This window comes from Lentzea atacamensis (assembly GCF_003269295.1).
In the GTDB taxonomy this organism is placed as follows: Bacteria; Actinomycetota; Actinomycetes; order Mycobacteriales; family Pseudonocardiaceae; genus Lentzea; species Lentzea atacamensis.
Map to the genome: position 1 here is coordinate 44,210 of NZ_QLTT01000015.1, position 10,682 is coordinate 54,891.

The window sequence follows — 10,682 nt, forward strand, 5'->3', positions numbered from 1 at the left end:
CTAGGGGACGATCACGCTGACGATCTCGGCGACGCACGCGGGCTTGTCGCTGCCCTCGATCTCGACGACGACCTTGGTCACGAGCTGCTTGCCCAGCGAGATGTCCGAGATGTCCAGCAGCTCGACGCCCGCGCGCACCCTCGCGCCCACGAGCACCGGCTGCGGGAAGCGGACCTTGTTGCTGCCGTAGTTGACGCCCATCTTGATGTTCTTGACGGTGTAGATGTCGCGCACCAGGTACGGCACCAGCGATAGCGTCAGGTAGCCGTGCGCCACCGGGCCGCCGAACGGGCCCTGCTTCGCCTTCTCGACGTCGACGTGGATCCACTGGTGGTCCAGCGTCGCGTCGGCGAAGAGGTTGACCTGCTCCTGCGTGACCTCGTGCCACTCGCCGAAACCGAGGTGCTCGCCCTTGGCGGCGACCAGCTCGTCGATGTTCTCGAAAGCGCGCATCCGCTCAGTCCTTCGGTCCGCCGGCGACGTAGATGACCTGGCCGGACACGAAGCCGGCGCCCTCGCTCACGAGGAACGACGCGGTGTGCGCGATGTCCTCGGGCTGGCCGACGCGCGCGACCGGGATCGTCTGCGCGGCACCGTTGATCAGGTCCTCGAACGAGATCTTCATGCGCTCGGCGGTCGCCTTGGTCATCTCGGTGGCGATGAAGCCGGGCGCGATCGCGTTGACCGTGACGCCGAACTTGCCGAGCTCGATCGCGAGGGTCTTGGTGAACCCCTGCAGACCGGCCTTGGCAGCGGAGTAGTTGGCCTGGCCGCGGTTGCCGAGAGCGGACGTGGAGCTGAGGTTGACGATGCGGCCGAAGCCTTCCTTCGTCTGGTGGGCCTGCACGGCCTTGCTCATCAGGAACGCGCCGCGCAGGTGCACGTTCATGACGGTGTCCCAGTCCTCGGTGGTCATCTTGAACAGCAGGTTGTCGCGCAGCACGCCCGCGTTGTTGATCAGCACGGTCGGCGGGCCCAGCTTCTCGGCGACCTTCGCGACCGCGGCGTTGACCTGCTCCTCGTCGGACACGTCGACCTTGAGGCCGATGGCGCGCCCACCGCCCGCGACGATCTTGTCGGCGCCGTCGAGCACACCCTGCTCGTCGAGGTCGAGCAACGCGACGGCCAGACCGTCCGCGGCGAGACGCTGCGCGACGGCGGCACCGATACCGCGCGCCGCGCCGGTGACGATCGCAACCCTGTCGGCCACGGGTCCTCCTTCGTTGAGGGATGGTGAGCTAAGCAAGCGCTTAGTAACGTACCTATCAGTCCGCTTGACGTCCAGCGCTGTCCGGACGACCATACCGACTGGTCGGAATGTTGCGAAGAAGTCGTCTCAGCGAGGAGGCAGATGCCCGTGGAACTCACCGGCAAGGTCGCACTCATCACGGGTGGGTCGAACGGCATCGGCGCCGCCTCTGCCCGCCGGCTGGCGTCGCTCGGGGCTCGGGTCGTCGTCGCCGACATCGACGCTGACCAGGGCAAAGTCGTCGCCGACGAGGTCGGTGGCGTTTTCGTGCGCTGCGACGTGACGGTTCCGGAGGACTCCGCTGCCGCGGTCGACGTCGCCGTGCGCGAGTTCGGCGGGCTCGACATCGCCTTCCTGAACGCGGGCATCGGCACCGGCTGCTCGTTGGGTGACGACTTCGACATCGAGCTCTATCGCCGTGCGATGGCCATCAACCTCGATGGCGTGGTCTACGGCGTGCACGCTGCTCTGCCCGCGTTGCGGTCGCGGGGTGGGCAGATCATCGCTACGGCGTCGATGGCCGGTCTCATGCCGATGCCTGGCGATCCGGTCTACGGCGCCAACAAGGCTGCCGTGGTCGGACTGGTTCGAGCTCTGGGCGGTGCGTACGCCGACGTCCGGGTGAACGCGCTCTGTCCCGCGTTCGCCGACACCAACATCATCACCCCGCTGCGGTCGACGCTGGAGGACATCGGGATGCCGATCCTGCCGGTGTCGGCCGTGGTGGACGCGTTCATGTCCATCGTGGAAGGTTCCGGGACCGGCGAGGCGTGGTTCGTCCAGTTCGGACGCCCGTCGGAGCCGTTCGGGTTCCGGAACCCGCCGGGGCCGAGGGCCGCTGACGGCTCACGGGTCGAGGCCGCTCGCAAGGACCCCATTTCCATCGCGCTCAAGGAGAGCTGACGTGCGTGCCATCCAGATCACCGAGTTCGGCGGGCCCGAGGTGCTGCGGCAGGTGGAGCTGCCTGATCCGGTGCCGGGCGAGGGCGAGGTGCTGATCGACGTCTCGCGCGCCGGGCTCAACTACGCGGACACGCACCAGGCGGAGAACTCCTACCTGGCGAAGATGACGCTGCCGCTGGTGCCGGGCGGAGAAGTCGTTGGTACCACTGCGGATGGCCGGCGGGTCGTCGCGCTCACCAAGAACTCCGGCGGCTACGCGGAGAAGGCCGTCGCGCCCGCGTTGACGACGTTCGACGTGCCGGACGCGGTGGACGACCTCACGGCACTGTCGTTGATCGTGCAGGGCGCCACGGCGTGGTTGCTGCTGCGCAAGTCGACTCACCTGGAGCCCGGTGAGTCGGTTGTCGTGCACGCCGCCGCCGGTGGTGTCGGCACGATCGCGGTGCAGCTGGCCAAGCTGTGGGGCGCGGGTCGCGTGATCGCCACCGCTTCGTCCGACGACAAGCGGAAGCTGGCGCTCGATCTCGGGGCGGACGTCGCCATCGACTCGCGTGCCGAGGACATGACCGCCGCGCTGATCGAGGCGAACAACGGACGGCGCGTCGACATCGTGCTGGACATGACCGGGGGTGCTACCACTGATCAGTCGCTGGTTGCGCTGGCTCCGTTCGGGCGGCTTGCGTTTTATGGCATGGCCTCGCGGGAAAGGCCGAAGCCGGTCGACCTCGGAGCGCTGCTCGTGCACTCCACGACCGTTGCGGGTATGTGGCTGCCGCACGCTCTGAAGGTGCGTGACGCTGAGCACGGAACGCTTGCTCACCGCGCCATGGCTGAGCTGTTCCAGCTTGTCGGTGACGGCAAGTTGAAGGCTGTTCCTGGTGGGGAGTACGGCATGGGGGAGATCCGGCAGGCGCACGAGGACCTGCGGTCGCGCAGGACCGCGGGCAAGCTGCTGCTCGATCCGTCGCGTTAGCGCTTCACGCAAGACGAAGGGGGCGGTCCACCACGGTGGATCGCCCCCTCCTGCTTCGTACTACTCGGAAAGCTCAGCCAGCTGGGCCTTCACCCTGGCCAGCTCGGCTTCCAGCTCCTCCATGCGGGTGCGGTGCTGGTCGCGCGCCGCCTCGAGCACCGTTTCGATGCCCTCCGCGATGTCCTCGTGCAGCTCCTTGGCCGCCTTGGCGACGGCGATGGCCGGGATGACCAGGCCCGACACGACTCGCTGCGTGCCGTGGACCAGGTCGGCCTGCCATTCGCCCTCGGCGGTACCGGTCACCGTGAGCGTGAGCTCGACGGTGCGGGTCTTCTTCGCCGTGCTCTTGGGGCGGGCCGCCTTCGGCTTTTCAGCCTTGGGAGCCTCGGCCTTCGGAGCCTCGACCGGCTTCGTGGCCTCGGCCTCGGGGGCCGGCGTCGGAGTCTCCTCCACGACGGTCTCCTCGACTGCCTGCACCTCGGTGAGCGTGTCCGACACGATCAGGTTTCCTCTCTGCGCAACGACGTGACCCCGCGCACAGTCTAGAACACGTGTTCGATCAGAAGTGAATGGGGTCAGCGCAGAGCCTAGTCAGTACGGCGGGAGCTGCACGCGCCACTGCCGCTCCACGTCGATGACGCCGGGTACCGCTTGCAGGGACGGGATCGCCCTGACTTCCGCCGTGCCGGTCACCACGCCCAGGGCCTCCAGGACCGTGTCCACGACCAGGCCGGCCTCCCGCAGGTCGTCGAGGACCCGCGGGAGGCTGCCTTCGGTCACGGAGACCATCACCTGGTCCACCGAAGCTGTCATGGTGCCTGGACTAGCCCGCTGCCGATGTCGGTGGACGGCAGGGGGAGGCGGAGTGCGGTGCCGGCCAGGCGGGCCCACAGCTCGAAGCCTCTGGCGCCGGTCTTCTCCGCGATCAGGGCCGCGATGCCCGAGACGTGCGGGGTGGCCATGGACGTGCCGCGCAGGCGGCGGTACTTCTCCGGCAGTTTGAAGGACGAGTACACGTCGACGCCGGGGGCGCAGACGTCGATCTGGCCGATCCTGTCGGCGCTGCCGGACGAGAAGGACGCGATGGCCCGGTTCACGTCGATCGCGGCCACGGCGATGATGGACGGGCAGCGTGCGGGGTGGCCGACCGGGGCGATGCGGGCGGGGCGCATGGAGGCGTTGCCCGCCGCGGCGATGATCAGGGTGCCCTTGGCCATGGCGCGCTGGGCCACGGTCTCGTAGATCTGCGAGTACGGGGTGCCTGCCGGGACGTCGGCGCCCAGGGACATCGAGATGATCGCGCAGCCGTTGGAGACCGCCCAGTCGATGCCCGCGAGGATGCCGCCGTCGGAGCCGGAGCCCGCGTTGGACAGGACCTTGCCCGCGAAGATCTCGGCCTCGTGCGCCACGCCGTAGCCGGGGAGGGTCGACGGCTTGCGCGGGCCCGCAGAGGTGCCGATGCAGTGCGTGCCGTGGCCGTGGCCGTCCTGCACGTCCTCGCCGGTGATGAAGGACTTGGTGGTGATCGCGCGGCCGACGAAGTCCGGGTGGTTCTTCTCCCAGCCCGTGTCGAGGACGGCGAGCTTGATGCCCCTGCCGGTGGCCGTGCTGACGTCGGCGCCGACGGCCTGCAGACCCCAGGTCAGCACGGACTCGTCAACGGCCACGGCCTCGGGCTCCTCCGCCGGAGCCGCGTCGAACACGTGCACGACGCGTTCCGGTTCGACGATCTGCACAGGGCCGGGCCGGTCGGCGGCGCCGTTCAGCTCGGCCAGCAGGTTCGGGTCTCCGGACACCACCGCGACGCCCAGCTCCGGGAACACCTCCAAGGTGTCGGAGCCGAGTTCGCCGGTGTTCGGGTCGAACCCGGCGATCGCCCCGAGCTCGGCCACCCCCTCCTCGATGGCGTCTTCCTGCAGCAGTACCAGGTACCGGCCGGTGGTCTCCACTTCCGCGGGTTCGGTCATGACGGTTCGCCCCCTACTCTCCTGTAGCCCTACATAAGAGAGTCGTCATCCAGGGGCTCGTGTTTCAGGCCATCTGCCTTCTCCGCTGGAAGAATTCCCCGATCGGCTCAACGTACTTGGCCGCGATCGGCCCCAGGATCGCCATCAGCAGTACGTAGGCGGTTGCGAGAGCTGCCAGGTCACCGTTCACCTGACCGGACGCAACGGCGAGGCCCGCGATGACGATGGAGAACTCGCCACGGGCCACCAGGGCGGCGCCCGCACGCATGCGGCCCATCTTGCCGATGCCCTGCCTGCGTGCCGCCCACCAGCCGGTGACGACCTTCGTGAGGGTGGTGACGGCGGCCAGCGCGACGGCGATTCCAAGAACAGGTGGAATCGAGCGCGGGTCGGTGTTCAGTCCGAACACGACGAAGAACATCGCCGCGAACAGGTCGCGCAGGGGTTCGAGGAGGCGCGTCGCGTTCTCGGCCGTCGAGCCGGAGATCGCGATGCCGAGCAGGAACGCGCCGACCGCCGCCGACACCTGCAGCTGGGAGGCGACACCGGCCACGAGCAACGCAGAGCCGAGGAGCTTCAGCAGGAACACCTCGTGGTCGGGACTGTCCACAATGGCCGAGATGAACCGGCCGTACTTCAGCGCCACCACCAGAACCACGGTGATGGCCAGCAAGGAGATGCCGACCGACGTGAGCCCGCCGACGAAGCTCACGCCCGCCAGCACGGCCGTGAGGACCGGCAGGTACACGGCCATCGCGAGGTCTTCGAAGACCAGCACGGACAGCACGACCGGTGTCTCGCGGTTGCCCAGCCGGCCCAGGTCGCCGAGCACCTTGGCGACGATGCCGGACGAGGAGATGTAGGTGACGCCGGCCATCGCCAGCGCGCCCACGGTGCCCCAGCCGAGCAGCAGTGCCGCGATCGCGCCGGGGGCCGCGTTGAGCACGAGGTCGAGGACACCGGCCATCCAGGACTTCTTCAGCCCGGTCGTGAGCTCGGACGCCGAGTACTCGAGCCCCAGCAGCAGGAGCAGCAGCACCACGCCGATCTCACTGGCGAGATGGGTGAACTCCTCGATGCCGTGCAATGGCACGAAACCGCCGGAGCCGAACGCGAGACCACCGATCAGGTAGAGCGGGATCGGCGAGATGCCGATCCGCCTGGCGACGCGGCCGAGCAGGCCGAGGCCGAAGAACACCGCGCCAAGCTGGATCATGGCGATAGTTGTCTCGTGCACTGTGATTAACCGCCGTGGAGGATCTCAGCGGCGGCGTCGAGGCCTTCCGCGGTGCCGACGACGACAGCGAGGTCGCCGTTCTCGAAGATGAAGTCGGGGCCGGGCGACGGATGCGCGTTGCCCGAGCGCACGACGGCCACGATGGACGCACCGGTCCTCGTGCGCAGAGCGGTCTCACCGAGCGTGTGGTTCGCGAACGCGGTGACCGGCAGCTGACGGGTCGTGATGCCGCTGATGCCGCGCGTCTCCTCCCGCAGGTGCGCGACGAGCTGCGGGGCGCCGAGCAGGCCCGCGAGCGTGTTCGCCTCTTCCGGTGAGAGGGGTATCGACGCGGCACAGGAGTCGGGATCCGACGCCTTCGAGAGGATGAGCTCGAACCGGCCGTCCCGGTATGTGATCACACCGACGCGACGACCGGCGCGGATCATGAAGTCCTGGCGCGTACCGATTCCCGGCAAAGGCGTGATCTCTACGTTCACACAGATCATGATACTTGGATGACTCTGCGAGTACGCCCGGTGCGACGCGGGTGGGTGGTGCGTGACCGCGTGCCCGGCCCTGACGTCGACGAGTTCGCCGAACCCGGTCAGGTGATCGGGGCGCTCGCCAGGGCGCCGCACGGCACGTTGCTGGGCGTGCAGCACCCGCACCGCACGCCGGCCGCGCTGGCCGCCGGGACGGGCCTGCTGGACGCGTTGCCGCACGCCCGCGCCGAGCTCGCGGTGCTGGTCCGGCGGGCGTACCGCGAGGTGACCGACGTCGTCGCGCCGTACCGGGTGGACGGACCGGACGGGACGGCGTGCGGGGTGTTGTGCCTGGTCGACCCGGACGCGATCGCGCACACCGAGGACGTCTACCCGGACGTGGTCGCCGAGCGCGGTCAGGTGCTGGCCTCGCTCGGCACCGCCACGAGCGCCGCGATGCTCATCCCGATCACGCCTCACGACGGGCTGACGTCACTCGTGCTCGGGATGACCGGCGAGCCTGCGGTGTCGCTTGTGGACTCCGGCGGGCGCAGGCACTGGGTGTGGCTCGTCGGGCCGGGCGAGCTGCAGGACGCGTTCCTCGAAGCGGCGGGCGCGCATCCGTTGCTCGTGGCGGACGGCAACCACCGCGTGGCGGCGGCGCGGTCGGCGGGACTGTCAGGTCTGCTGGCGCTCGTCACGTCGGGGCCGGGGCTGCGGGTCGGGCCGATCCACCGTGCGCTCGTGGGCACCGGGTTGGGCGCGTCCGATCTGGTGACGGCGTGGAAACGGGTCGGTCTGACGGTGTCGTCGTTGCCCTACGTCGTCGAGCCGGAACCCGGCGTGGTGGTGGTGCGCTGCGCCGACGAGGTGTTGCGGGTCGAACTTCCTGCGGGACAAGGGATCGACCACGCCGTCGTGGAGTCGCTGTTGCTGCACGAGGCGCTGGGACTGGACCCCGAGAGTCCGTGCGTGCGGCCTGTCGTCGACCCGTCGGTCGAGGCCGACGCGGTGCTGCTCATCGCGCCCGTTCCCGTGGAAGAAGTGCTGGCGGGCACGAAGATGCCGCGCAAGAGCACCTACTTCACGCCCAAGCCGCGCAGTGGCCTGCTGCTCGCCGATCTGGCTCATCCGTAGGGCCCTGCCGGGCGGATTCGTTCGGCCCTGTCGGACGGTCGGCCCGGCGAACAAACTCAGGCAATGCATCAGGACGCGTCGCCCTCGTTGCCACCGCCTCATTGCAAGGTCGGACTTGTGCACGTCAGGCACCTGAGGGCGATGACGGCCGCGTTGCGGGCGGTCGACTACCGCTACGGCGGCGGGTCGTGCCGTACTCAGGTGCAGGCGCTTTTGTCGTGGTGTGACAAGGCGTTCGCGCATTCGGCGAGTGCCGCGGTGCGTCGTGAGTTCCGCGCGGCCATCGCGGAACTGCACGCGCTCGCGGGATGGACCGCCTTCGACGCCGGGCTCGGCGGGTCCGCGCACCGCCACTTCCTCCTCGCCCTGGACTTCGCCCAGGACGAGGACCTGGTGGCGAACATCCGGTACCGGATGGGGCGGGTCCACCTGCACCACGGTGGACCCGCCGAGGCGCTCGGCATGTTCCGGCTGGCCGGGCTCGTCGGTACGAACCACCACACGAACGCGATCCTCGCCGCGAACCAGGCGTGGTGTCATGCCGACCTGGGACAGCGCGTACCCGCACTGGCGTCGCTGGGGCGTGCGCACGACGAGTTCGCACGGGCAGATGTGGACAGTGCGGAACCGTGGGCGGCGTTCTTCGACGTGCACGACCTCGCGGGCATCACGGGTGCCGTCTACACGTCTCTCTCGCGCACGGTGGACGTGAGCTTCGCGCGACCGGCGATCACGTCGCTGGGGCACGCCGTGGCGGGCTATCGCGATGACATGGCCCGCAGCAGGACGTTCGCTCTCATCGCGTTGTCGCTCAACCACCTCGTGGAGGGAGATGCGGACGAGGCGGCGGCGGTCGCAGCTCTGGCCGTCACGCAGTCCGGAGACATCATGTCCGCACGTACGCGCAAGAAGCTCGAACCGCTGCACGCCGAAGCGGGCAGACGCCGTGCGACCAGGCTGAGGGAGCTGATCACGCCTTTGCTGGCGGCTCCGTCGCACGCGGCGTGATGAGCGCGCGGACCCGCTGGTTTCCGGCGGTCCCGGGCTCCCTGCCCGAGATCCGGGCTTTCGTGCGTGATCTCGCCGGTGAGTCCGGGCTGAACGGCGACGACGCGCGGGACGTGCTGCTCGCGGTGTCCGAGGCGGCGGACAACGCGGTGCGGCGCGGGGGAGCGTCCGTCGTCGGAGTGACGTGGGAACCGCGCGACCACGCGGTGTTGCTGACCATCGAGGACGACGGCGTGTTCGACCTCGAAGCCGGGTCGCCGGCGCGGCCGCTGGGGCTGCGGCTGCTGTTCGGCATCGCCGACGAGGTCCAGGTGCGGCCCGGCAAACCGACCTGGCCCGGCACCGTCGTGCGAGCGCTCGTGCGGGTCTGGTCGCGCGCAATCGTCCCGGACATGCCCGCGCCACCGGGACGCCCGCGCGTGCTCCTCGTGGACGGCGACAGGTTCTCCGGCCAGGCGCTGGCGGCGTTCCTGCACGCCGAGGGCTACGACGCGACGCTCGTGACGACGATCGAGGCCGCCGACGCGGCGCTGCGGAACCCGCCGGCGCTGGCGGTCGTCGACCTCCTGACGTCTCATGGTGAGGGGACACGGTTCGCGGCTGTCGCGCGGGCGTTCGGAGTGCCGGTTGTAGCCGTTTCGGCGATCGCGCCGGCCGCTCACGTCGCCGATGCTTGCCTACCGAAGCCGGCGCACCCGCTGCGTGTGCTCGCGGCGGTGCGCGACCTGCTGTCTCCCGATTCGTGAGGCGCACGATGGAACCCGAGCCAGGCCTGCTGGAGGTACGTCGCCACGGTGCGGTGGTGACGCTCGTCGGCGAGGTCGACCTCAACACCAGTGAGTTGCTGAAGTCGGAACTGGCACTGGCGTGCGCGTCGGGGGACGGGGCGGGGGACGTCGTGATCGACTTCAGCGCGTTGACGTTCATCGGGTCGAGCGGCCTGCACGTGCTGATCGAGACAGCGACGGCGCTGGGGGAGCGGCGGCTGGTGCTGCTCGGTGGCGGGTGGGCCGGCTACGTCGTGAACCTGCTCGATCTCACCGTGCGGTTTCCCAACATCGTCGTCGGCCGATGAGTCTTGATCGGCACACGCACCGCACTGCCGTTGCTAATCGTGCGCGCGTCGGGCGATTACGGCCGAATTTTTGCGTGCCGCGGGTCGACGTTTCGTGCGACGACGGCAAACGTAAAGCGTCCCGGTGACACACACGGCGCTGCGGGCGTACGAGGTCGTACCGCGCTAGGGTCGGGCGTATGGCGGTGCGAGCGATCAGGGGAGCGACGCAGATCGACGCGGACTCGCGTGACCTGCTGCTGGAGGCCACGGCCGAGCTTGTGCGCGAGGTGCTGGACCGCAACGCCCTGTCGCCGGACGACCTGATCAGCGTCGTTCTCACCGCCACACCCGACCTCACGTCCGAGTTCCCGGCCTACGCCGCGCGCCAGGCGGGGCTCTCGGACGTGCCGCTGCTGTCCGCCACCGAGATCGCGGTGCCCGGCTCGATGCCCCGCGTGATCCGCTTGCTCGCCCACGTCGAGACGGACCTGCCGCGGTCGTCGGTGAAGCACGTGTATCTGCGCGGAGCGGCCGCACTTCGCACCGATCTGAATCACTGATCATTTCGGGAAAACCCCGAGTTTCTGTGCAACCTGGAATTTTCGAACTCGCCCGAATGGGTGTTTTGCTCCTGCCTGAAGACCGATAGGAAGGAGGCGAAGCCGCCGTCTGATTCGTATCGCGCAT

At 69.1% G+C, this 10,682-nt stretch carries 14 protein-coding genes; 7 read left to right on the forward strand and 7 right to left on the reverse strand.

Features of this window, described 5'->3' with window-relative positions:
- Window positions 1-453 (reverse strand): MaoC family dehydratase, encoded by a 453-nt coding sequence (locus tag C8D87_RS42565; RefSeq protein ID WP_109638924.1) that lies wholly within the window; start codon window positions 451-453, stop codon window positions 1-3.
- Window positions 454-457: 4 nt separating this feature from the next.
- On the reverse strand, window positions 458-1,210 hold the full coding sequence (gene fabG, locus C8D87_RS42570) for a 3-oxoacyl-ACP reductase FabG (protein WP_233442550.1): 753 nt from the start codon (window positions 1,208-1,210) through the stop codon (window positions 458-460).
- Between the two features lie 141 nt (window positions 1,211-1,351).
- Here fabG and C8D87_RS42575 point away from each other — a divergent pair, with 141 nt between their 5' ends.
- Together C8D87_RS42575 and C8D87_RS42580 are read left to right on the forward strand one after the other, a co-directional pair.
- Window positions 1,352-2,152, forward strand: coding sequence for an SDR family NAD(P)-dependent oxidoreductase (locus C8D87_RS42575; RefSeq protein WP_112232139.1), 801 nt, complete (start codon window positions 1,352-1,354; stop codon window positions 2,150-2,152).
- 1 nt (window position 2,153) lies between these two features.
- Window positions 2,154-3,125, forward strand: a complete 972-nt coding sequence (locus C8D87_RS42580; RefSeq protein WP_112232141.1) for a quinone oxidoreductase family protein — start codon at window positions 2,154-2,156, stop codon at window positions 3,123-3,125.
- A 60-nt stretch (window positions 3,126-3,185) separates the two neighbouring features.
- Here the strand turns inward: C8D87_RS42580 and C8D87_RS42585 are convergent, their stop codons facing one another.
- The 5 genes from C8D87_RS42585 to C8D87_RS42605 form a co-directional block, all read right to left on the reverse strand.
- Entirely contained in the window at window positions 3,186-3,623 is a 438-nt protein-coding gene (locus tag C8D87_RS42585) for a DUF6319 family protein (RefSeq protein WP_233439931.1), read from the reverse strand.
- A gap of 93 nt (window positions 3,624-3,716) precedes the next feature.
- Window positions 3,717-3,938, reverse strand: coding sequence for a hypothetical protein (locus C8D87_RS42590; RefSeq protein ID WP_233442551.1), 222 nt, complete (start codon window positions 3,936-3,938; stop codon window positions 3,717-3,719).
- Window positions 3,935-5,092: a S8 family peptidase gene (locus tag C8D87_RS42595; RefSeq protein WP_112232145.1), complete on the reverse strand. Its 1,158-nt coding sequence runs from the start codon at window positions 5,090-5,092 to the stop codon at window positions 3,935-3,937. Before C8D87_RS42595 ends, C8D87_RS42590 begins: the two co-directional genes overlap by 4 nt.
- Window positions 5,093-5,156: 64 nt before the next feature.
- On the reverse strand, window positions 5,157-6,308 hold the full coding sequence (locus C8D87_RS42600; RefSeq protein ID WP_407656978.1) for a cation:proton antiporter: 1,152 nt from the start codon (window positions 6,306-6,308) through the stop codon (window positions 5,157-5,159).
- Between the two features lie 26 nt (window positions 6,309-6,334).
- Window positions 6,335-6,808: a cation:proton antiporter regulatory subunit gene (locus C8D87_RS42605; protein ID WP_170155110.1), complete on the reverse strand. Its 474-nt coding sequence runs from the start codon at window positions 6,806-6,808 to the stop codon at window positions 6,335-6,337.
- 18 nt (window positions 6,809-6,826) lie between these two features.
- Between C8D87_RS42605 and C8D87_RS42610 the strand changes: the two genes are divergently transcribed.
- The 5 genes from C8D87_RS42610 (at window position 6,827) to aroH (ending at window position 10,555) form a co-directional block, all read left to right on the forward strand.
- Window positions 6,827-7,930: a DUF1015 family protein gene (locus C8D87_RS42610; RefSeq protein ID WP_109638916.1), complete on the forward strand. Its 1,104-nt coding sequence runs from the start codon at window positions 6,827-6,829 to the stop codon at window positions 7,928-7,930.
- A 117-nt stretch (window positions 7,931-8,047) separates the two neighbouring features.
- Window positions 8,048-8,938: a hypothetical protein gene (locus C8D87_RS42615; protein WP_109638915.1), complete on the forward strand. Its 891-nt coding sequence runs from the start codon at window positions 8,048-8,050 to the stop codon at window positions 8,936-8,938.
- Entirely contained in the window at window positions 8,938-9,684 is a 747-nt protein-coding gene (locus C8D87_RS42620; RefSeq protein ID WP_146772068.1) for an ATP-binding protein, read from the forward strand. Before C8D87_RS42615 ends, C8D87_RS42620 begins: the two co-directional genes overlap by 1 nt.
- A gap of 8 nt (window positions 9,685-9,692) precedes the next feature.
- Window positions 9,693-10,013 (forward strand): STAS domain-containing protein, encoded by a 321-nt coding sequence (locus C8D87_RS42625; RefSeq protein ID WP_109638913.1) that lies wholly within the window; start codon window positions 9,693-9,695, stop codon window positions 10,011-10,013.
- A 179-nt stretch (window positions 10,014-10,192) separates the two neighbouring features.
- On the forward strand, window positions 10,193-10,555 hold the full coding sequence (aroH, locus tag C8D87_RS42630) for a chorismate mutase (protein WP_109638912.1): 363 nt from the start codon (window positions 10,193-10,195) through the stop codon (window positions 10,553-10,555).
- The last annotated feature ends 127 nt before the right edge of the window (window positions 10,556-10,682 follow it).

Bases quoted from the DNA above. Each gene is read 5' to 3' on its own strand.
- C8D87_RS42565 (WP_109638924.1), bottom strand. From the start codon at position 453: ATGCGCGCTTTCGAGAACATCGACGAGCTGGTCGCCGCCAAGGGCGAG.
- C8D87_RS42575 (WP_112232139.1), top strand. From the start codon at position 1,352: ATGCCCGTGGAACTCACCGGCAAGGTCGCACTCATCACGGGTGGGTCG.
- C8D87_RS42590 (WP_233442551.1), bottom strand. From the start codon at position 3,938: ATGACAGCTTCGGTGGACCAGGTGATGGTCTCCGTGACCGAAGGCAGC.
- C8D87_RS42595 (WP_112232145.1), bottom strand. From the start codon at position 5,092: ATGACCGAACCCGCGGAAGTGGAGACCACCGGCCGGTACCTGGTACTG.
- C8D87_RS42600 (WP_407656978.1), bottom strand. From the start codon at position 6,308: ATGATCCAGCTTGGCGCGGTGTTCTTCGGCCTCGGCCTGCTCGGCCGC.
- C8D87_RS42610 (WP_109638916.1), top strand. From the start codon at position 6,827: ATGACTCTGCGAGTACGCCCGGTGCGACGCGGGTGGGTGGTGCGTGAC.
- C8D87_RS42620 (WP_146772068.1), top strand. From the start codon at position 8,938: ATGAGCGCGCGGACCCGCTGGTTTCCGGCGGTCCCGGGCTCCCTGCCC.
- C8D87_RS42625 (WP_109638913.1), top strand. From the start codon at position 9,693: ATGGAACCCGAGCCAGGCCTGCTGGAGGTACGTCGCCACGGTGCGGTG.
- aroH (WP_109638912.1), top strand. From the start codon at position 10,193: ATGGCGGTGCGAGCGATCAGGGGAGCGACGCAGATCGACGCGGACTCG.